15 protein-coding genes are annotated in these 20,378 nt (G+C 69.1%); 3 read left to right on the top strand and 12 right to left on the bottom strand.

The window, feature by feature from the left end:
* Nucleotides 1-54: 54 nt before the first annotated feature.
* The 6 genes from EV147_RS09925 to EV147_RS09900 form a co-directional block, all read right to left on the bottom strand.
* On the bottom strand, nt 55-711 hold the full coding sequence (locus tag EV147_RS09925) for a PqiC family protein (RefSeq protein ID WP_130390903.1): 657 nt from the start codon (nt 709-711) through the stop codon (nt 55-57).
* Complete coding sequence (locus EV147_RS09920; RefSeq protein ID WP_130390902.1) at nt 708-2,342, bottom strand: PqiB family protein; 1,635 nt, start codon at nt 2,340-2,342, stop codon at nt 708-710. Before EV147_RS09920 ends, EV147_RS09925 begins: the two co-directional genes overlap by 4 nt.
* A complete protein-coding gene (locus EV147_RS09915; protein ID WP_130390901.1) occupies nt 2,329-3,102 on the bottom strand; it encodes a paraquat-inducible protein A in 774 nt (257 codons plus the stop codon). The genes EV147_RS09920 and EV147_RS09915 overlap by 14 nt, the downstream gene beginning before the upstream one ends.
* Nucleotides 3,099-3,782: a paraquat-inducible protein A gene (locus tag EV147_RS09910; RefSeq protein ID WP_130390900.1), complete on the bottom strand. Its 684-nt coding sequence runs from the start codon at nt 3,780-3,782 to the stop codon at nt 3,099-3,101. The genes EV147_RS09915 and EV147_RS09910 overlap by 4 nt, the downstream gene beginning before the upstream one ends.
* Nucleotides 3,779-4,882: an AI-2E family transporter gene (locus EV147_RS09905; protein WP_130390899.1), complete on the bottom strand. Its 1,104-nt coding sequence runs from the start codon at nt 4,880-4,882 to the stop codon at nt 3,779-3,781. Before EV147_RS09905 ends, EV147_RS09910 begins: the two co-directional genes overlap by 4 nt.
* 88 nt (nt 4,883-4,970) lie before the next feature.
* Nucleotides 4,971-6,128, bottom strand: coding sequence for an HPP family protein (locus EV147_RS09900; RefSeq protein WP_130390898.1), 1,158 nt, complete (start codon nt 6,126-6,128; stop codon nt 4,971-4,973).
* A gap of 192 nt (nt 6,129-6,320) precedes the next feature.
* Here EV147_RS09900 and EV147_RS09895 point away from each other — a divergent pair, with 192 nt between their 5' ends.
* Nucleotides 6,321-8,114 carry a chloride channel protein gene (locus EV147_RS09895; protein WP_130390897.1) on the top strand — a complete coding sequence of 598 codons (1,794 nt, stop codon included), beginning with the start codon at nt 6,321-6,323 and terminating at the stop codon, nt 8,112-8,114.
* Here the strand turns inward: EV147_RS09895 and EV147_RS09890 are convergent.
* Nucleotides 8,102-8,524, bottom strand: coding sequence for an Lrp/AsnC family transcriptional regulator (locus tag EV147_RS09890; protein WP_130390896.1), 423 nt, complete (start codon nt 8,522-8,524; stop codon nt 8,102-8,104). The two genes, EV147_RS09895 and EV147_RS09890, sit on opposite strands and share 13 nt — an antisense overlap.
* A gap of 154 nt (nt 8,525-8,678) precedes the next feature.
* Here EV147_RS09890 and EV147_RS09885 point away from each other — a divergent pair, with 154 nt between their 5' ends.
* Together EV147_RS09885 and EV147_RS09880 are read left to right on the top strand one after the other, a co-directional pair.
* Nucleotides 8,679-9,557, top strand: coding sequence for a dimethylarginine dimethylaminohydrolase family protein (locus EV147_RS09885; protein ID WP_130390895.1), 879 nt, complete (start codon nt 8,679-8,681; stop codon nt 9,555-9,557).
* A gap of 54 nt (nt 9,558-9,611) precedes the next feature.
* Nucleotides 9,612-10,679, top strand: a complete 1,068-nt coding sequence (locus tag EV147_RS09880; RefSeq protein WP_198680197.1) for an ornithine cyclodeaminase — start codon at nt 9,612-9,614, stop codon at nt 10,677-10,679.
* Between the two features lie 9 nt (nt 10,680-10,688).
* Here EV147_RS09880 and EV147_RS09875 read toward each other — a convergent pair whose 3' ends face one another.
* The 5 genes from EV147_RS09875 to EV147_RS09855 all read right to left on the bottom strand — a co-directional run bounded on the left by EV147_RS09875 (nt 10,689) and on the right by EV147_RS09855 (nt 20,278).
* On the bottom strand, nt 10,689-11,285 hold the full coding sequence (locus EV147_RS09875; protein WP_130390894.1) for a helix-turn-helix domain-containing protein: 597 nt from the start codon (nt 11,283-11,285) through the stop codon (nt 10,689-10,691).
* A gap of 515 nt (nt 11,286-11,800) precedes the next feature.
* The gene (locus tag EV147_RS09870) at nt 11,801-13,144 is read right to left on the bottom strand and encodes a sigma-54-dependent transcriptional regulator (protein ID WP_130390893.1); all 1,344 of its coding nucleotides are present in this window, start codon (nt 13,142-13,144) and stop codon (nt 11,801-11,803) included.
* On the bottom strand, nt 13,134-15,026 hold the full coding sequence (locus EV147_RS09865) for a sensor histidine kinase (RefSeq protein WP_130390892.1): 1,893 nt from the start codon (nt 15,024-15,026) through the stop codon (nt 13,134-13,136). Before EV147_RS09865 ends, EV147_RS09870 begins: the two co-directional genes overlap by 11 nt.
* A gap of 238 nt (nt 15,027-15,264) precedes the next feature.
* A complete protein-coding gene (locus EV147_RS09860) occupies nt 15,265-16,572 on the bottom strand; it encodes a dicarboxylate/amino acid:cation symporter (RefSeq protein ID WP_130390891.1) in 1,308 nt (435 codons plus the stop codon).
* Between the two features lie 340 nt (nt 16,573-16,912).
* The gene (locus EV147_RS09855; protein WP_130390890.1) at nt 16,913-20,278 is read right to left on the bottom strand and encodes a diguanylate cyclase; all 3,366 of its coding nucleotides are present in this window, start codon (nt 20,276-20,278) and stop codon (nt 16,913-16,915) included.
* Between the last annotated feature and the right edge of the window lie 100 nt (nt 20,279-20,378).

The following is a 20,378-nucleotide window of genomic DNA, read 5'->3' as shown; positions in this document are numbered from 1 at the left end:
GGCGCGAGCGGCCGGCAGCGGGAAGGGACGCGCACGGGGCGCGTCCGGCCAGGGTCAGCGTGCCGTGGCGGTGTTCGGTTGCTGGCGCAGCGACTGCACGCCCGCGGCGATCTCGGCGGCGGTGGCGGCCACGATCTGCCGGTAGGCCGCCACCACGCCATCGACCTGGCCCGGTGCGGGCACTTCGGCCTCGGTACGGCCGCTGACGAGGTTGCCGTCCGGCAGGCGGCGCACGGTCCAGGCAACGCTGGCGGCGGCGCGCTGGCCCGGCTCCGCATCGAGCCGCACCACCTCGGTAGTGATGCGGAACAGCGTGCCGACTTCGGACAACCCTTGCTGGTAGATGTCAACCGCGCCCAGATTGGTCTGAAGCTGCTGCGACAGCGCGTCGCGCATCTCGTCGGGCAGCGGGGACAGCCAGCGCGACTGGTCGAGCAGCCGCACGCCGCCGGGATTGCCGTCGCTGACCACCAGTTGCGCGCGGTTGAGCCGCTCGGGCACGCGCACCGGCGCCACCTCGATCCAGAGCGGCTGCGCGGTGGCGGATGCCGGGCGGGCCGCGCCGGTGGCGCCAATGGCGCCAGTGGCCAGCGTGTAGTAGCGCGGCTCGGGCGAGGCGCAGCCCTGCAGCACGGCCACCGTCAGGGCGGCCAGCGCGGCCGCGGCGAGCGGGCGTGCCGCGGCACGCTCCGGGGTGTTTCTGGCGATCATTTCCGGTCCTCCGTCTTGCCGCGCAGCAGCGCCTCGGGATGGCGTTCGAGATAGTCGGTCAGCGCGCGCAGCGAGGTGGCCGTGCGCGTCAGTTCCTGCAGCATGCGCCGCGTGTCCTGCTGCAGCGGCGCGTCGGAAGCCAGCGTGCCGTTGGCGGCGGTCAGCGTGCGGCGCGCGTCCTGCAGCGCGGCCAGCACCTGCGGGGCCACGTCGCCGTTCAGCTGCGCCACGAGCTTGTCGGCGCTGTCCAGCATCCGGTTCATCGATACCATGGCCGTGCGCGCCTCCTGGCCGATCTGGTCGAACGGCACCTTGTCGATCTTGTTGACGATGTCGCCCAGCTTGGCCTGCAGTTCGTCGAACGTGCCCGGCGTGGTCGGGAACTCCGGCAGCGGCGCGTCCAGATTCAGGTCGCGGGGCGGCGGCGCCTTCGGGAAGAAGTCGAGCGCCACGTAGAGCTGGCCCGTCAGCAGGTTGCCCGTGCGCAGCTGCGCGCGCATGCCGCGCTGGATCAGCCCCTGGACGATGGTGCGCTGGCGCGCCTGGTCGGCCACGTCGCGCTCGCGGAACCCCATCCGGGACGGGTACAGCTCCACCACCACCGGCATGCGGAACGCCTTGCGCTCGCGCTGGTACTCGATGCCGATCGAGCGTACCTGCCCGACGATCACGCCGCGGAAGTCCACCGGGGCGCCCGGGGCCAGCCCGCGCACCGACTGGTCGAAGTTCAGCACGGCCAGCGTCGGCGCCAGTTCCTCGGGCTCCTTCATGGCCTCGCCCTGGTCGCCGGCCAGCAGGAACTGGGTGTTCTCGGCGGCCGCATCGGTGGCTGTGGTGTTTTCCGGCGCCTGGAAGGCCACGCCGCCCAGCAGCACCGTGACCAGCGACTGCGTGGACAGCTTGAGCCCGCCCGCGTCGAGCTTCAGGTCGACGCCGCTGGCGTGCCAGAAGCGCGTATCGGCCGTGACGAGCTTGTCGTAGGGCTTGTTGACGAAGACCCGCAGCGTGATGTCGCGCCCGTTCGGTTCGAGCTGGTACGCCACCACCTGGCCCACCTGCACGCGCCGGTAGTAGACCGGCGAGCCGATGTCGAGCGAGCCCAGTTCCTGCGCGCGCAGCACGAACTGGCGTCCCGAGGCATCGGTCGTGACCACGGGCGGCACCTCCAGCCCGGTGAAGCTGCGCGTGCTTTCCACTGACTTGCCGGCGTCCACGCCGATATAGGCGCCCGACAGCAGCGTCTCCAGCCCCGACACGCCACTGATGGCGAAGCGCGGCCGCACCACCCAGAAGCGCGTGTCCTTGACCGCGAAGCTCTCGGCGTCCTTGGTCAGTTCGATATTGGCCACCACGTGCGAGCGGTCCAGCGCCAGCCGCACGGACTTCACCAGGCCGATATCGACGTCCTTGTAGCGCACGGCGGTCTTGCCCGGCGTCAGCCCCTCGGCGGTACGGAACGTGACGGTGATGTCGGGGCCGCGCGAGGCCAGCGTGTTGACCAGCAGCGAAACGCCGACCACGGCCGCCACGATCGGGATCAGCCAGACCAGCGACGGCAGCCAGCGGGCGCGGCGCCTGCGCGCCGGCTGCGGCACGCCGGGATTCGGAGGGAGGTTGTCAGGATCGGGCATTGTCGGGTTCCGGCAATTTCGGTGGGGCCTTCGCGTCGAGGGCGTCCCAGAGCAGGCGCGGGTCGAAGGACAGCGATGCCAGCATCGTCAGCACGACAACGGCACCGAAGGCCAGCGCGCCCGCGCCGGGAATGATCGTGGCCAGCGCCCCGGCCCGCACCAGCGAGGCCAGCAGCGCCACCACGAAGATGTCGAGCATCGACCAGCGGCCGATGATTTCCACCAGGCCGTAGAGCCGGGTTTGCTGGCGGATGCGCCAGGTGGACCTGAAATGCACCGACACCAGCAGCAGCGTCAGAATCATCATCTTGAGCAGCGGCACCATGATGCTGGCGATCAGCACCACGCCGGCCAGCAGGTGCGAACCGGACAGCCACAGGTAGATGATCCCGGACATGATCGTGTCGCGCTGCGTGCCGAGGATCGACTCGGTCACCATCACCGGCAGCAGGTTGGCCGGAATGTACAGGATATAGGCCGACAGCAGGAAGGCCCAGGCGCGCGCCAGGCTGGCAGGCTTGCGCCGGTGCAGCGTGGCGCCGCAGCGCGGGCAGGGCTCGCCGTCGAGCGCCACGGGGCTGAGCAGGTCGCAGGCGTGGCACGACACCAGCCCGCGCGAGGCCGCCGTGGGCACCTCGGCCAGCGGTGTGCGTTCGTCGTCGTCGGTCAGTTCCGCCACCACCTCGGCGGCGGCGCGGCGCGAGCGGGCCAGGCGCTCGCGGGCCCGGGCGGTGCGCGAAGGGCGTAGCGGGGCGGTCACGCGGCGTCTCCGGGCCGGCGCGCGGGGGCCTCGTCAGCCCCGGCCGGCTCCAGGTAGTGCCACAGTTCGCGCGGATCGAACGACAGCATCGCGGCCAGCACCACCACGAGCGCCCCGAACGACCACAGCGCCACGCCGGGAATCACCTGGGCCATGGTCGAGAGCTTCACCACGGTCACCAGCACGCCGATCATGAAGACCTCGATCATGCCCCACGGCCGCGTCTGGCGGATGCCGCGCACGATGCGGTCGAAGCCGTAGGGCATGCGGTGCTGCGTCATCGGGATCAGCAGATAGCACATCATCAGCATTTCCGAGAGCGGAAACAGGATGGTGGTGCCGAACACCAGCAGCGCCACCAGCGTCATGTGGTCGGCATGCAGCGCCTGCACGGCGCCCCAGAGCGTGGTCTCGGTGCGCACGCCCTTGAGGTCCATCTCGACGATCGGATACAGGTTGGAGATCAGGAACAGGATCAGCGCCGTGACCACCAGCGGCAGCAGCCGCCGGTAGGCGCGCGAGCTTTCGCGGTACAGCGCGCCGCCGCAGCGCAGGCAGATGGCGCGCTCGCCCGGCGCCAGCGCGGTGCGCTCGTAGAGCGCGTCGCAGTACTCGCAGGCCACCAGGCGGTGGAAATCCTGCGCTGCGCCGGGCGGGGCGTCCGGTTGCGGCTGCGTCATGCGTCGGGTGTCAGTTGGGTCGGCGGCGCGGGCGTGACCGCCGTCACCGGCGCCCGTTCCTGCGTGCCGATGGTCCAGTCGCGCAGCAGCGCGTAGGCAACCGCCAGCACGGTCGGGCCGAGGAACACCCCCAGGAAGCCGAAGGCCAGCGCGCCGCCCAGCACCCCCATCATGATCCAGATCAGCGGCAGGCCGGTGCCCTTGCTGATCAGCAGCGGCTTGATCACGTTGTCGGCCATGCCGACCACCACGGCACCCCACACCACCATGAAGATGGCCCAGCCCGTCTCGCCGCCGTGATAAAGCCACAGCGCGGCCGGAATCCAGACCAGCGGCGGGCCCATCGGTACCACCGACAGGAAGAATGTGACAAAGCCGAGGATGGCCGCGCCGGGCACGCCGGCGATCCAGAAGCCTACGCCGGCCAGCACCGCCTGGATGAACGCCGTGCCCAGCACGCCGTAGACCACGCCCTTGACGGTGTTGCCGGCCAGCGCCAGCAGGTGGTCGGCGCGCTCGCCGCTGACGCGCCGCATGCCGCCGCGCAGCCAGTCGACGGCCAGTTCGCCGCCCGTGTAGAAGAAGAACGCCAGCACGATCGACAGCGCCAGTTGCCCGAGGCCGCCGCCGATCGACAGCCCCGCGCCCAGCAGCAGGTGCCCCACCGGGGCGATCAGCTTGCGCAGGTTGGCCACCATCTCGGAATCGGCGTGGATGACCTGGTCGTAGGCCGACTGCAGCTGCGGGCCCACGTAGGGCAGGCCGCTGAGCCACTCGGGCAGTTGCGGGAAGCCGTTCTCGGTGTAGCGGTTGAAGAGGGCGGTCAGCTCGTCGAGGTGGGCCGAGAAGCTGGCCCCGGCGTAGACGAACGGGCCGAGCACGATCACGGCCGCCAGCAGCACGCAGACCAGCGCCGCCAGCCCGCGCCGGTTGCCGAGCCAGCGCGACAGCACGGTGTAGGGGTGCCACGAGCTGTAGGCCAGGATCGCGCCCCAGACCAGGGCCGTGGCAAATGGCGCCAGCACCAGCAGCGAGCCGCCGATCAGCGCAATCAGCGCGAAGACCGCGGCAAGCTTCTCAATCAGTTGTCCGGAACTCATCGTTGCGCGCCGCCAGGCGTCCAGGTGGGGAAAACGCCGTAAGCATAGCGGAATTCGATGGATTCTCCGGGTTTTCCCCGGCCCCCGTTCAGGTGGCCGCGGCTGGCGCCTCCTGTGACGTTGGCGTGGCAGTGTTGCGCAGCAGCGCGGCGACCAGGTCGGACTGCGTGAGGATGCCCACCACGCGCCGGTCGGTGTCGAGCACGGGCACGTGGTGCAGGCCGCCATCGGAGAACGCCTGGGCCAGTTCGACGATCGGCTGGTCGGCTCGCGCCGTCACCACGGTGCGCGTCATCAGGTCGCGCACCGCCCCGTTCACGCGCCGGGAATTCACCCGGTGGGCGTGGAAGAAATCGCTCTGGGTCAGGATGCCGAGCAGCCGACGCTGCCGATTGATCACGGGCAGCGCCTTGATATGGTGGCGCGTGAGCAGCGCGGCGGCGTCGGCGGCCAGCTGGCCGGGGCGCACGGCCACCACGTCGCGCGACATGATGTCGCCGCAGCGCACATCACCAAAGCGCCGCGAATACGCGCGCAGCTCGGCCGCCACCAGGATGGCTTCCAGGTCGTCTTCCTCGATGTCGAGAAATTCGCCGCGCGCCGCCAGCACGGCGTCAAGGTCGGATCGCGTGAAGCCCACCCGCTTGCTCGGCGGTGCATCCTTGGTGTGGTGCTGGGCGGCAGGTTCGGGCGGGCGGTGCGGATAGCGGCGCCGCGCCAGGTTGTTGAAGGCCAGCGCGGTCAGCAGCAGCAGCATCGAGTTGATGGCCACCGGCATCACCACGAAGCCGAATCCCAGCGCGGTGACGGCCGGTCCGCCGAACACCGCCGTCACGGCCACCGCGCCGCTGGGCGGGTGCACGCAACGCAACTGGAACATCAGCGCGATGGCGCCCGCCACGGCCACGCCGGCGGCCAGCCCGGGGTCCGGAATCCAGCGCGCGCAGGCCACGCCGACCGTGGCGGCCACCAGATTGCCGCCGATGATCGACCATGGCTGGGCCAGCGGGCTGGCCGGCACGCCGAACAGCAGCACGGCCGAGGCGCCCATCGGCGCGATGAACCATGGGTTGAAGCCTTGCAGGAACTGGCGGCAGATCCACTCCGTGAGCGCCAGGCCGATCAGCGCGCCAAGGCAGCTCTTGAGCCGCTCGAACCGGTTGGCGGCGATCGGCATCGGGACAAAAGTGCGCAGCCAGTCACGCGCGGCGGCAATGGATTGCGTAGGGTCGAATGCGGTGGGCATCGAAGTCGGGGGCTGGGGGCGGCCGGGGGCAGGTTGTCGGGGGCGAATCGGAAGCAAATCGGGGGGCCGATTCGTGACTTCTGTGGCCGCATTGGGCCTTGGCGGTGCCGGCGCAATATATCACAGCATGATATATTGCGCCGGCTGTACGCCCCCGCATTATCTCCCAGCCGCTCAAGGCTTGCTCGCCCCATGTCCAAATTGCCCGTGTCATCCGTTCCGCATGCCTTGCACGCCGCCCAGAAGCGCGATTACGCCTCAAACGGCCGTTTGCCGATGCTGGCCGGCGTTGCGCTGCTGATCGGCGCCATCAGCACCGGCGCCGCGTTCGTGCTGGTCAACCTGATCCGCTTCTTCACCAACCTGTTCTTCTTCCAGACGCTGTCGTTCGCCGAGCGCTCGCCCGCCCACCATACGCTGGGCGCCTGGGTCGTGCTGGTGCCGGCGCTTGGCGGGCTGGTCGTCGGGCTGATGGCCCGCTACGGCAGCGACAAGATCCGCGGCCACGGCATCCCCGAGGCCATCGAGGCCGTGCTGTTTGGCAAGAGCCGGATGTCGCCGAAAGTGGCGGTGCTCAAGCCGCTGTCGTCGGGCATCGTGATTGGCAGCGGTGGGCCGTTCGGTGCCGAAGGGCCGATCATCATGACGGGCGGCTCGATCGCCTCGCTGCTGGCGCAATACCTTCACCTGACCGCCGCCGAGCGCAAGACGCTGCTGGTGGCGGGCGCCTGCGCCGGCATGACCGCGATCTTCGGCACGCCGGTGGCCGCGGTGCTGCTGGCCATCGAGTTGCTGCTGTTCGAACTGCGCCCGCGCAGCCTGCTGCCGGTGGCGCTGGCCTGTGCCGTGGCCGGCTTCCTGCGTCCGTTCGTGTTCGAGGCCGGGCCGCTGTTCCCGCTGCAGACCGCGCCGGCCGGCACCGTGGCGCTGGGCTCCTGCGTGCTGGCCGGGCTGCTGTGCGGCATGCTGGGCGCGGCACTGACCCTGGCGCTGTACCGCACCGAGGACGCCTTCAGCCAGCTGCGCGTGCACTGGATGTGGTGGCCGGCCATCGGCGGCCTGATCGTCGGCATCGGCGGCTATCTGGAGCCCCGCGCGCTGGGCGTGGGGTACGACGTGATCGGCGATCTGCTCAACAACCGGCTGGCCCTTGGCGTGGCCGTGGCGCTGCTGACGGTCAAGGCCGTGATCTGGATTGCCGCGCTGGGCTCGGGCACGTCGGGCGGGGTACTGGCGCCGCTACTGATGCTGGGCGCAGGGCTGGGCGTGGTGCTGGCGCCGGTGCTGCCGGGTGGCTCGCCCGCGCTGTGGGCGCTGGTCTGCATGGCCGGCGTGCTGGGCAGCGTGCTCGGCGCCCCGCTGACGGCCATCGTGTTCGCGTTCGGCCTGACCCACGACGGCGAGGCGCTGCTGCCGCTGCTGCTGACCACGGCGGTGGCCTACGGCTTCTCGGTGCTGACGATGAAGCGCGGCATCATGACCGAGAAGATCGCGCGGCGCGGCCTGCATATCTATCGCGAGTACGGCGTGGACCCGCTCGAACGCGCCCACGTGGCCGACCTGATGACGCGCGACGTGGTAGCCATCGACGCCGCGCTGCCGCTGGCCGAGGCGCTGCCGCGCTACTTCGGCGATCATGCCGCGCACCGCGCCTATCCCGTGGTGGCCGACGGCCGCGTGCTTGGCGTGCTGCACCGCAGCGCGGCGCTGGCGGCCGAGGCCGGCGATCTGGAGAAGCTACGATGCGGTGACCTGCTGGCCGGGCAGGGCGGCGCCGCTGCGGCGGCCCTGTTGCCAGACCAGACTGGCCGTGCCGCCGCCGGCCAGATGGCGGCCTTGAGCGTGGCGCGCCTGCCCGTGGTCGACAGCCTGGCGTCGATGCGGCTGGTGGGCATGGTGTCGTTGCGCGACCTGCTGGCGCCGAGCGGCGACGTGCTGCACGAGGAAACGCGCCGCGAGCGGCTGCGCGGCGCTCAGAGCTTGTAGGTCGACAGCAGGATGCTGGTTTCGGTGGCCGAGATGCCATCGACCAGCCGAATGCGGTCCAGCGTCCGGTCGAACTGCTCCAGTGTATCGGCGCGCAACTCGGCAATGATGTCCCAGCGGCCATTGGTGGTGTGCAGCGTCTGCACGTTGGGATCGCCGCGCAGCGCCTGCAGCACCTGGCGCGCCTTGTTTCCCTCCACCGCCACCGTCATCCAGGCGCGGATGCGGTGCGGTTCGGCCTCGGGCCTGAGCCGCACCGTATAGCCGACGATCTGCCCCTCCTGTTCCAGCTTGCCGATGCGGTTCTGTACCGTGGCGCGCGATACGCGCAGCGCCTTGGCCAGCGCCGTGACCGGCATCCGGGCGTTATCGCGCAGCAACCCCAGCAACTGACGATCCGTGGCATCCATCGCAGCCTCCTGGCAGCGGCCTGGCGAAATGTCAGGCCGATGTGGCGGATTGTCAGATCGGCATCGCAATTTGTCCAGTCTGCCAACTATTCGCTAACGCGTGCGGGCACCACAATTCACTTATGGAGAAACGACTACCCACAGGAGCCCGCGCATGATCGAGACCCCTACCATCCTGCTGGTTGCCCCCACGTTCTACGACGTGTCCTACAGCATCAATCCGTGGATGGACCCTGCCGCGTGGTCGCGCGATCCGGCCGGCATGCACGGCCGCGCCCGCGCGTCGTTCGATGCGCTGCACGAGGCGCTGGGCGCCGCCGGCTTCGCGGTCGAGGTGGCCGAGGGCACGCCGGGCCAGCCCGACATGGTGTTCCCGGCCAACGCCGCCGTGGTGCTCGACGGCAAGGCGGTGCTGGCGCGCTTCCGCTACCCGCAGCGGCGCGGCGAGGAAGCGCCGTTTGCGGCGATCTTCGACGGGCTGCGCCGCCGGGGGCTGATCGATACGGTGGAGACGCTGCCGGCTGGCTGCTTCCAGGAAGGCGCGGGCGATTGCATCTGGGACGCCCGGCGCGGGCATTTCTGGGCCGGGTATGGGCCGCGCTCGTCGCGCGAGGCGGCCGATGCGATGTCGCGCCACTTCGGCCAGGAGGTGGTTGCGCTGGAACTGGCCACCGAGCAGAGCTACCACCTCGACGTCTGCTTCTGCCCGCTGGCGGGCGGCGACATTCTCTATTTCCCGCCCGCGCTGAGCGACGCCGCGCTGGCCACGCTGCGCGCCCGCGTGCCGGCAGGCCAGCGCATCGAGGCCACCGCCGATGACCTGCGCCATTTCAGCGTCAACGCGGTCAACCTCGACGACCAGGTGGTGATGACCTGCACCACGCCGCACCTGCGCCACGAACTGGGCCGGCGCGGCTACCGGCTGCGCGAGGTGGACCTGTCGCCGTACATGATGTCCGGCGGCGGCGCCTACTGCATGACGCTGCGGCTCGACCGCGCCAGCACGCCCGCCCGCCGGGCCGTGGCAGCGTGACCGGAGCCCATCATGAAACAAATGATGAAAACGCGCGAGTTTAAGGAAAATGCGATGACGCGCTTTCTCGACGCCAGTGCCGTGGCGGCGCTGGTGCGCGGCGTGGGCGTCAGCCAGGCCATCGTGCAGATGGCCGACTTCGTGCGGCAGGATTTCCTGCGCTGGCCGGCCTTCGAAAAATCGGCGCGGCTCGCCAGCCATTCACCGGTTGGCGTGATCGAACTGATGCCGGTCAGCGATGGCGTGCAGTTCGCTTTCAAGTACGTCAACGGCCATCCGCGCAATGCCGTGTATGCGCTGCCCACCGTCATGGCGTGCGGGATGCTGGCGGAAGTGCAGACCGGCTTTCCGCTGCTGCTGGCCGACCTGACGCTCGCCACCGCGCTGCGTACCGCCGCCACCTCGGCGCTGGCCGCGCGTGCCATGGCTCGTCCCGGCGCGCGCGCCATGGCGCTGATCGGCAACGGCGCCCAGGCCGAGTTCCAGTCACTGGCGTTTCACGCCATGCTTGGCGTCTCCACTATCCGTGCGTTCGACATCGATCCGGTGGCCACGCGCCGGCTGATTCGCAACCTCGCGGACGTACCCGGACTTGCGATCACGCCGGCCGGTTCGGTGCGCGATGCGCTCGACGGTGCCGACATCGTCACGACAGTCACTGCCGACAAGACACGCGCAACTATCTTGTCGCCCGACATGATCCGTCCCGGCGTGCATCTCAATGCAGTGGGCGGCGACTGCCCCGGCAAGACCGAACTGCATGCCGACATCCTCCATCGCGCCCGCATCGTCGTGGAATATGCGCCGCAGTCGCGCATCGAGGGCGAGGTGCAGCAGTGGCCGGAGGCGCCCGTCAGCGAGCTGTGGGAGGTGTTGTCGGGCACGGCGCCGGGCCGCGTGGCGCCGGAGGACGTGACGTTGTTCGATTCGGTCGGGTTTGCGCTGGAAGACTACTCGGCGCTGCGCTGGCTGCACGCCACGGCGCTGGCGCGGCACGCCGGGCAGTTCATCGAACTGGTTGCCATGCCGCCCGAGCCGAGGGATCTGTATGGGTGGATGCTTCGGGAGACGGAAGAACCAATAAAAAAGCCCGGACTCGTGTCCGGGCTCTATGCATCGTAATTTCTCCAGTTACCCCCCGCGTCCCATCATCAGCTGGGCGCGCAGGAAGCCCTTGATCTCTTCCAGCGACGGCGTCTTCAGGAAGACCATGATGCCCCATTGCTGCAGGGCATCGGCCACGCCCTCGTACGCCTGGCGGTTCGTGATGACCGCGAAGATCACGCGCTGGCGCGCGAAGAAGTTCTGTAGTTTCTCGATCGTGGCGGATTCCGCGTCGTTGAGTTCTTCGACGTAGTAGAGCACCACGCGCGGATGGGCATCGACGGAAGTGATCACCGTGTCGACCACATCCTCCAGCACCTGCGTCTTGAGGGGGAGCGACCATTTGCCGAGCTGGGCGCTGATGCGCTGCGCCTCGGAATGGTTCGGGTGGAAGACCACGAGGTCGAGGTCGTGCTCCACGCCGGAGTCGGGCATGGCCCGGCTCGCCAGCAGCCGGTGCACCGTCTCCTTGTGGATGCGGCGATGGCCGCCGTTGGTCTTCCATGCGCCGAGTTCCCCGCGCTCGACCATCTTCTGCACCGTTCCCAGCGAGACATTGAGCAGCTTGGCGGCGGTGCGCGTGCTGTAGTACGGCTTTTCAGCCAGTTCCGGATCCAGTTTCATCCAATCACCCGTAGTGTCGATCGGCAGCACAGTGCATTGCACTGCGTGGCGCCCTCGGACACGCCACGCCGGCCTGAGGCCGGGCTTGCCGTTTGTATTTCTGACCCTGCTGCTTGCAGCCCGCTCCCCGGCAGGCCTTTGTTGCTTTGGTACCTGTTGACGTAGCAACCGCTACACGTTGCCGTGCGCGTCTGCTGCGAATATGCGCGCCAGCCATGCCCGGACCGCTGATGCGAATAGTATGACTTCAAGATGATTCGTCGCCACAGGGAAAGCAATGATTGGCGTCACACTTTTGTTGTTTAACGAACATCGCGCCCATTCGGTAGACAACCCGATGACGATCGACATGTATGCAGACATGGCCTGCGCCCATGCGCGCTCAAGAGAGACTCCGTGCGGCGCTCGGCGGTTCCCTGCGGGAATACATTTGCTACAACCGCATCGTTGCCGGCGCGATCGTTGGAGATCTGCGGCAGGCGCAACATGAGCGCTCACTGTCGCGGCTTTTCCCATCACGACAGTCCATATTTGCGAACCTTGTCGAACAGCGTGGTCTTGGCCACGCCCAATGCCTCGGCGGTACGCGTCAGGTTGCCGTCGTGGCGGCGCAGCGCATCGGCGATCAGCGCCCGCTCGAACTGTTCCACGGCCTGCGGCAACGGCATGGCCGTGGTGGCTCCGGTGCCGTGCCGCGGGTCGCAGCCCAGGCCGAGCACGTGGCGTTCGGCCAGGTTGCGCAGCTCGCGTACGTTGCCGGGCCAGGCATACGCCACCAGTGCGGCCAGTTCGGCGGGGCTGGCGGGCACGGCTTCCAGTTCGTGGCGCAGCGCGGCCTGGGCCACGAAATGCTCGAACAGCAGCGGCACATCCTCGCGTCGCTCGCGTAGCGGCGGCAGTTCCAGCGTCACCACGTTGAGGCGGTAATACAGGTCGGCGCGGAACTGGCCGGCATCGGCCAGCGTCCGCAGGTCAGCCTTGGTGGCGGCCACCACGCGGGTATCCACGGGCACCGGCTGGTTGGAGCCGAGCCGTTCGACCACGCGTTCCTGCAGCACCCGCAACAGCTTGATCTGCATCGGCATCGGCATGCTCTCGATCTCGTCGAGGAACAGCGTGCCGCCCTCCGCGTGCTCGATCTTGCCGATGCGGCGCCGCGCGGCGCCCGTGAACGCGCCGGCCTCGTGGCCGAAGATCTCTGACTCGAACAGCTGTTCGGGCAGGCCGCCGCAATTGATCGGCACGAAATGCCGGGTGCGCCGGGCGCTGGCCTCGTGCAGGCAGCGGGCCACCAGTTCCTTGCCGGTGCCGGTCTCGCCGTGGATCAGGATGTTGGCCGCCGTGCCGCCCACCGTGGCAATCATGCGCCGCAGCCGTTCGATGGCCGGCGAATGCCCGATCAGGCTGGCGACTGCGCCGTCGCGGCTGGCCAGCCGGGCGCGCAGGTCGGCCACTTCCAGCGCCAGGCGGCGCTTGTCGAGTGCGCGGCGGCACGTGGCGACCAGCCGTTCCGGCGAGAACGGTTTCTCCAGGAAGTCATACGCGCCTTGTTTCATGGCCTGCACGGCCAGCGTGATGTCGCCATGGCCGGTGATCAGGATCACCGGCATCGTGGCGTCGCGCGCCACGGTGTCGCGCAGCAGCGACATGCCATCGGCGCCGGGCAGGTGGATGTCGGTCACCACCACGCCCGCGAAGCCGGCCCCGATCTCGTGCCACGCGGCCTCGGCGCTTGGCACCGCGCGCGTGGCGATGCCTTCCAGGGCCAGCGCCTGCTCGCAGCCCAGCCGCACGTCGGCATCGTCCTCGACGATCAGGACGGCCAGCGGGTTGGAGTGGTCGTACCTCTCAGCCGACATGCCGTGGGGCCTCGTGTGCGGGAGGCAGTGCCAGCGTGAAGCAGGCGCCGCCGTCGGGATGGTTGATCGCGGTCAAGTTGCCGCCGTTCTCGTTGAGGATGCCGGCCGACAGCGTGAGGCCGAGCCCCAGTCCCTCGCCGGCGGGCTTGGTCGTGAAGAACGGCTCGAACAGCCGTGCGAAGGCGGCCTCGGACAGCCCCGGGCCGTTGTCGCGCACGGTCAGGTGCACCATGCCGCCCGCCTCGTACGCATGCAGTGCCAGCAACGGCGCGGGCTGGTTCCTGATGGCGTCGAGCGCGTTGCCGATCAGGTTGACCAAGACCTGTTCGAGCCGGTTCGGATCGCAGGCCACCACCAGGTGCGGGGCGATCTCGCGCTCGATGCGCGGCGCCACGGCGGCCACGCGGGTGTCGAGCAGGAACAGCGCGTTGTCGACCGCGTCTGCCAGCCTGGCGGCATGGCCCTGGCCGGCGGCCGGGTTCCGCGCGAACGATCTCAGTGCGCCCGTGATCCGGCCCATCCGCTCCACCAGCCCGATGATTTTTTCAAGATTCTGCTGTGCCGTGTCGTAGTCGCCGCGCGCCAGGAACTTGCCAGTATTGCCCGACAGCGTGCGCAGCGCGGCCAGCGGCTGGTTCAGTTCGTGCGCGATGCCGGCCGACATCTGTCCCACGGCGGCAAGCTTGCCGGCCTGGGTCAGCCCGTCCTGCGCCTGGCGCAGATAGGCTTCGGTGCGCGTCCGCTCGGCCACTTCGGCCTGCAGCAGATGGTTCGATGCCGAGAGGTCGGCGGTGCGCTCGGCCACCTTGCGCTCCAGTTCGCTGTTGGCGGCCTCGAGCGCGGCGCGGGCGGCCAGCCGTTCGCTGGCGATGCGCCGGCGCACGTTCCAGGCGGCGCCCAGCAGCAGCACGAACGCGGCCAGCACACCGGCCAGCGCGGCGCTGTTCAGCGCGGCCACGCGCGCCTGCGAGGTGTTGGTCAGCAGCGTCAGGTCCCAGTCGGTGCCGGGCAGCGCCAGGTGCTGCGCCAGCATCGGCGGACCCTGGCGCAGCCGCACCAGCGCGTCGCCGCCCTGGGCCGGTCCGTTGGCCAGCGGGCGCACCATGGAGAGTGCCAGTTGCGGCAGCGGGGCGCGGTTGTACTGCAGCGAGCGGTCCAGCGTCTGCCGTTGCTCGGGCGAGAGCGGGCGCAGCGCGGCGAGCTTCCATGAGGGGTCGGAGGCCAGGATGACCACGCCGTTCTCGTCGGCCAGCAGCATCTGGCTGTCGTTGCCCTGCCAGCGGTTTTCAAGCGGTTCGAGCCCGATCTTGACCACGGCCACGCCGAGGGGTTTGTCGCGGTCGCCAAGTGGCGCGGAGAGGTAGTAGCCCGATTCGCTGCGCGTGGTGCCCACCCCGTAGAAGCGTCCCAGCTGGCCTTCGATGGCCGCGCGGAAGTACGGCCGGAAGCTCAGGTCCTCGCCCAGGTAGCTGTCGGGGCGCTGATGGTTGCTGGTGGCCAGTACCTTGCCGCGCGCATCGAGCACGTAGACCACGCGGGTGCCGGCGCGGCCATTGAGCGCGGCCAGGTAGTCGTTGGCCTGCGCCACGCGCCCCGGGGCGGCCGGCTGGCGCAGCAGGGCGTCGATGCGGGCGTCGAGCGACAGCAGGCTCGGCACATAGTCGTAGCGCGCCAGTTCGCTTTCCAGCGCCTGCGCGTAGAGCCGCATCTGCACCTGGCCGCGCTCGGCCTGGCGCGCCAGCGCGGCGTCATACGTATAGCGGTAGCCCAGCCAGCCGGCCCCGGTCACCAGGATGGCCAGCGCGAGCAGGGCGACAAACGGGACGATGCGGCGCCACGGCGAGGTGGCTGGCGGGGCGCCGTCGGAAGGGGAAAAAATCATGCGGAATCGGCGATGGCGAGCACTGCGGGTGGCGTATCGGGCATTTTGAGGTCCGACACGCGGCACCGGCAAGGCGACGTTTTACCATACCCGCGCTACCGCCAAAGACCCGAACGGGTGATACGGTTCCGCAAGGCGGGCGGTAACCGGACGAGATGTGCGCGAATAGGCGCTCCGCGAAAGAAAAAGGGCCCGGCCGCCTGATCGGCAACCGGGCCCCGGCGCACCTGCCAGCGGCTTACTTGCTGGCCAGGGCCTGAACCGGTGTCAGGCCGGAAGCGGCGTCCGCCGAGGTGTTTTCCTCGTCGTCCAGTTCCGGTGCGCCGATCGCGTTCTCGCTTTTGGCGACAACGGTCGTGGCGATGGCATTACCCAGCACATTGGTAACGGTGCGGCCCATGTCGAGCACGTGGTCGATGCCGAGCACCAGCAGGATGCCGGCCTCAGGCAGGCCAAACATGGGCAGCACGGCCGCGACCACCACCAGCGAGGCGCGCGGCACGCCGGCGATGCCCTTGCTCGTGACCAGCAGCACCAGCAGCATCGTGATCTGCTGGGTCAGCGACAGCTCGATGCCGTACACCTGCGCCACGAACAGCGCGGCGAACGAGGTGTACATGATCGAGCCGTCCAGGTTGAACGAGTAGCCCAGCGGCAGCACGAAATTGGTGATGCGCGGCTTGACGCCGAAGCGCGTGAGCTGGTCGATGACCTTCGGGTAGGCCGATTCCGAGCTGGCCGTGGCGAAGCCGATCATCAGCGGCGCGCGCAACTGGCGGATCAGCGTGAAGATGTCGCGGCCAAGGAAGAAGAAGCCCCCGGCGATCAGCGCGATCCACAGCAGGCCCAGCGACAGGTACACGGCGCCCAGCAGCTTGGCGTACACCACCAGCACGCCCAGGCCCTGGGCGGTGATCACGGCGGCCACGGCGCCGAACACGCCGAACGGCGCAAAGGCCATCACGTAGTTGGTGACCTTGAGCATGATGTGGCCCAGGCCGTCGATGCCGGCCAGCACGGGCTTGCCCACGCCGTCCTTGATCGTGCCCAGCGCGAAGCCGAAGAACAGCGAGAACACCACGATCTGCAGGATCTCGTTGGTGGCCATCGCCTCGACGAAGCTCTTCGGGAACATGTGGGCGATGAAGTCGCGCAGGTTCAGCGCGCCGGTCTTGAGGTTCGACGCGGCGTCGGCGGCCGGCAGCGGCAGGTTCATGCCATGGCCCGGCGCCAGCGCGTTGGCCATGATCAGGCCCAGCAGCAGCGACGTGATCGAGGCGGCCATGAACCAGGCCATGGCCTTCAGGCCGATCCGGCCCACCGCCTTGCCGTCGCCCATGCTGGCGATGCCCGACACCAGCGTGGCGAACACCAGCGGGCCGATGATCATCTTGATCATCCGCAGGAACACGTCGGTCAGGATCGAGAGCTTGTCGGCGATGGCCTTGGCGGCGGCGGCATCGGGCGCCAGGTTGTGCGCGGCCGTGCCGGCGAGCACGCCGAGCAGCATCGCGATGAAGATCAGGGTTGGCAGTCGTTTTGTCATCGTGGGTACATCCCTCCTTTGTCTCTGGCATGGCGCGCACGGCACTCTGTGGCGGCGCGGCCAGGCGGTTGGCCCTGCGGCGGCGCCTAGATTGCACGAGGCATGCCAGCTCCGGGGCGGTTGTATGCACCGGTAAGGCGATGAATACAAAGGGATTTTTAGTATGACGATGACGTAATGTCCGGGAATCCGAACTGGGGAGGGGTGGGGTGTTCGGGTTTCCGAACGTTGGGTCAGGCGTTTGTGATGCCTGGTTGGCTCCCCTGTCCCGCGTCCTTTTTTGTTCCCCTCTCCCGCATGGCGCGAGAGGGGAGCTAAAACCGACCGGGAAGCACAAGGCTCAAGCCGCCGCGCTCTCGCAACTATCGAGAAACGCTTCCAGCGGCATCGGCTTGCCGATCGCGTAGCCCTGTGCGTAGTCCACGCCGATGGCCCGCAGCGTATGGAGCGTGGATTCGTCCTCCACCCACTCGGCCACGGTGCGCACGCCCAGACGGTGGCCGATGTCGTTGATTGAGCTGACGATCTCGCGGTCCACGGCGTTGCGGGCCAGGTTGCGGATAAAGCTGCCGTCGATCTTCAGATAGTCCACCGGGAACTGCTTGAGGTAGGCGAACGACGACAGGCCGGCGCCGAAGTCGTCGAGCGCCACCGTGCAACCGGCGCTGCGCATGTCGGCCACCACGCGGCTGGCGGCGGTCATGTTGTTGATCAGCGCGGTCTCGGTGATTTCCAGCCGGATGCGGTTGGCCGGCAGCGCCGAGTCTTCCAGCGCGGCGTGCAGGAACGGCAGCAGGAATGGCTCGCCGAGCGAGTTGGCCGACAGGTTGATCGACACCGACAGCCCCGGCACCCGCACCAGCCGCTCGCCATACTGCTGCAGCACGTTGCGGATCACCCAGCGGTCGATGTGGCCCATCAGGTCGTAGCGCTCGGCGGCCGGGATGAACGCGCCGGGCATGATCAGCGTGCCCTGTTCGTCCACCATGCGCACCAGGATTTCCACGTGCTGGGCGTCGTCCTGGCCCGGGCGCAGCGAGCGGATCTCCTGCGCGTACAGCCGGAAGCGGTTCGAATCGAGCGCCGAGTGGATGCCCGCGGCCACCTCCAGTTCACGGTGATGGCGGCGCGCGTCGCTCTCGTCGCGGCGGTAGACCGAGACGCGGTTGCGGCCGGCCGCCTTGGCGGCGTAGCAGGCCACGTCGGCGCGGCTCATCAGTTCGCCCACGGCCGGCACGTCGAGGTCGATGGCGGCGATGCCGATGCTGGCGCCCACGTCGTAGACGCGGCCGTTCCACGGGAAGCGGCGCTCGCGCACTGCGTCGATGACCTTCTGGCAGACCTGCTCGGCGTGCTCGATGCTGCAATCCTTGAGCAGCAGCGCGAATTCGTCGCCACCCAGGCGGGCCAGCAGGTCGTCGGGGCGCACATGATGGCGGATCACGTGGCCGAGTTCGCGCAGCAGCACATCGCCGGCGCCGTGGCCGGCGGTGTCGTTGACGATCTTGAAGCGGTCCAGGTCGATGAAGCACAGCGCCGCGCGGTGGCCGTTCGAGCGGGCCTGCTCGCACGCTTCACGCAGCCGCTTCTCGAACCAGGCGCGGTTGGGCAGGCCGGTCAGTGCGTCGTGGGTGGCCGAATGGGCGAGCTCGCGCTGCAGCGCGCGCGACGTGGTGATGTCCTGGAACACCAGCACCGCACCAAGCACGCCGCCGTCGTTGGCCAGCACCGGGGCGGCCGAATCCTGCACGTCGTGGCGCTCGCCGGTCAGGCTCTGCAGCACCGCGCCTTCCTGCAGGTAGGCCGGGCGCAGCGTCTCCAGGCACTGCTCGACCGGGCTCGGAATGGTCAGGTCGGTGTCCTCGTCGACGATCCGGAACACCTGGTCCAGCGGCTGGCCCATCGCGGCGTCCATGTTCCAGCCGGTCAGCTGTTCGGCGATCGGGTTCATGAACGTCACGCGCATGACCGGGTCCGTGCAGATCACGGCATCGCCGATCGAGCGCAGCGTGATGTGCAGCCGCTCCTTTTCCTCGAACAGCGCGCGCGTGAGGTTGCGCTGCTCGGTGATGTCCCAGTTGGTGCCGACCAGCGCGTTGGTGGTGTCGTCGTCGTGGCGCGAGGTGGTGGCCATGGCGCGCACGTGGCGGATCTCGCCGGTGGGACGCACGATGCGGTATTCGGTGTCGAAGCGGCGCACGCCACGGATGGCCTGGCGCATCTCGGTGCTGACCCGGCTCACATCCTCGGGGTGCACCATGGCGATCCACTGCGCCAGCGTGGGCGGGCCAAGTTCGGGGTGGGTGCCGTGGAGGCCGTGCATGCGCGCATCCCAGGTGATCGACGCCTGCGAGAAATCCCATTCCCAGATGCCCACGCCGCCCGCTTCCACGGCGAGCTGCGTGCGGCGCGCCAGTTCCTCCAGCTGCTGCTGGGCGAGCTTGCGCGCGTGGATGTCTTCGACCTGCGAGATGAAGTGGTCCGGGCGCCCGTCGTCGTCGCGCACCAGCGAGACGGCCAGCAGCGTCCAGAGATAGTGGCCGTCCTTGTGGCGGTAGCGCTTCTCCAGCCGGTACGAGTCGATCTCGCCAGCCAGCATGCGCTCGATCTGGCGCAGGTCGGCGGCCAGGTCGTCGGGGTGGGTCATCAGCTGGAACGGCAGGTCGCGCAGTTCGTCGGCGGTATAGCCGAGCTGTTCGACCATGGCGCGGTTCACCAGTTGCCAGCGTCCGTCCAGTCCCACGATGGCCATGCCGATGGCCGAATGTTCGAGCGCCTGCCGGAAGCGCTGCTCGCTGCTGCGCAGGTCATGCCGGCCCTTGCGGTTCTGCTCGGTCATGAACGCGATGCAGACCGGGAACACCAGGATCAGCGCGCCGGACAGCGGCACCGAGCGCGAGGCGAGGAAATCCATGCCGCCGGCCAGCGAGATGGCTTCGGCGGCAATGGCCGAAAGCAGGGTCAGCAGCGCCGTGGCGAACGGGTTGCTGGCCAGCGCCACGATCACGAGCGGCAGGGACATCACCACGAACGGGTCGTGCCCGGCCTGGATCGCGCCGGCCCCCATCCCGATGCACAGCGCCAGCATGCCGGCCAGGCGGGCCAGCATGGCGCGCTGGAAGGCGGCGCGCACGCGCTCGCGCGAGATCGACACCATCAGCGGCAGCAACAGCACCATGCCGATGGCGCCCGCGTTCCACCAGTTCCACCAGACCTTGGGAAACGGCGTGCCGAAGGTGGCGGAGATGATCCAGGCGCCCATCAGCCCGCTCAGTGCCGGGCCCACCGTGGACGCCACGCCGAGCGTCAGCGCGAAGGTGGCGAGCTGGCCGCTGCGCGCCAGCACCGGGTGGCCGACGATGCGGCGCAGCACGGCGGCGGTAGCCACCAGTTCCAGCAGGTTGGCGCCGGCCAGCATCAGCGCCGCGCCGGCGGGATGGCCGCTGAGCAGGTCCGCCGCGAGGTTGCCGGCGAACATCGCCGATACCAGCGCCGGTGCCTCGCGGCTTGGGCGATGCAGCAGCAGCCCGAGCCCGAACGCATTGGCCATCCAGACGGCCGCCGCGTGGCCCGGCACGCGCGCCAGCCACAGGCCGGCCAGGGCCAGCAAGAAATAGCCCCCGGCCGCGAGCAGCAGGGGACGCCAGCGCCCGAGGACGGACTGTGGCGCTTGGGTCGAAGGGGACGCGACCGATTCAGACATCATTTCTGTCGATTTCCAGGGACGCGCGGCGCGCGTCAGAGTACTGCGCCGGAGGGGTACGGAGGTCGCACGGTGCCCAGCATAGGCGGCATCGTAGTCCCGA

The sequence above is a fragment of the Cupriavidus agavae genome (assembly GCF_004217045.1).
Taxonomy (GTDB): domain Bacteria; phylum Pseudomonadota; class Gammaproteobacteria; order Burkholderiales; family Burkholderiaceae; genus Cupriavidus; species Cupriavidus agavae.
This window is presented reverse-complemented; position numbering and strand designations above follow the sequence as displayed.

What these genes read in the sequence shown, in the direction of transcription:
- EV147_RS09905 (WP_130390899.1), bottom strand. Translation starts at nt 4,882, where the DNA reads ATGAGTTCCGGACAACTGATTGAGAAGCTTGCCGCGGTCTTCGCGCTG.
- EV147_RS09865 (WP_130390892.1), bottom strand. Translation starts at nt 15,026, where the DNA reads ATGATTTTTTCCCCTTCCGACGGCGCCCCGCCAGCCACCTCGCCGTGG.
- EV147_RS09910 (WP_130390900.1), bottom strand. Translation starts at nt 3,782, where the DNA reads ATGACGCAGCCGCAACCGGACGCCCCGCCCGGCGCAGCGCAGGATTTC.
- EV147_RS09900 (WP_130390898.1), bottom strand. Translation starts at nt 6,128, where the DNA reads ATGCCCACCGCATTCGACCCTACGCAATCCATTGCCGCCGCGCGTGAC.
- EV147_RS09890 (WP_130390896.1), bottom strand. Translation starts at nt 8,524, where the DNA reads ATGGATGCCACGGATCGTCAGTTGCTGGGGTTGCTGCGCGATAACGCC.
- EV147_RS09885 (WP_130390895.1), top strand. Translation starts at nt 8,679, where the DNA reads ATGATCGAGACCCCTACCATCCTGCTGGTTGCCCCCACGTTCTACGAC.
- EV147_RS09895 (WP_130390897.1), top strand. Translation starts at nt 6,321, where the DNA reads ATGTCCAAATTGCCCGTGTCATCCGTTCCGCATGCCTTGCACGCCGCC.
- EV147_RS09920 (WP_130390902.1), bottom strand. Translation starts at nt 2,342, where the DNA reads ATGCCCGATCCTGACAACCTCCCTCCGAATCCCGGCGTGCCGCAGCCG.
- EV147_RS09925 (WP_130390903.1), bottom strand. Translation starts at nt 711, where the DNA reads ATGATCGCCAGAAACACCCCGGAGCGTGCCGCGGCACGCCCGCTCGCC.
- EV147_RS09860 (WP_130390891.1), bottom strand. Translation starts at nt 16,572, where the DNA reads ATGACAAAACGACTGCCAACCCTGATCTTCATCGCGATGCTGCTCGGC.
- EV147_RS09855 (WP_130390890.1), bottom strand. Translation starts at nt 20,278, where the DNA reads ATGATGTCTGAATCGGTCGCGTCCCCTTCGACCCAAGCGCCACAGTCC.
- EV147_RS09880 (WP_198680197.1), top strand. Translation starts at nt 9,612, where the DNA reads ATGACGCGCTTTCTCGACGCCAGTGCCGTGGCGGCGCTGGTGCGCGGC.
- EV147_RS09875 (WP_130390894.1), bottom strand. Translation starts at nt 11,285, where the DNA reads ATGAAACTGGATCCGGAACTGGCTGAAAAGCCGTACTACAGCACGCGC.
- EV147_RS09870 (WP_130390893.1), bottom strand. Translation starts at nt 13,144, where the DNA reads ATGTCGGCTGAGAGGTACGACCACTCCAACCCGCTGGCCGTCCTGATC.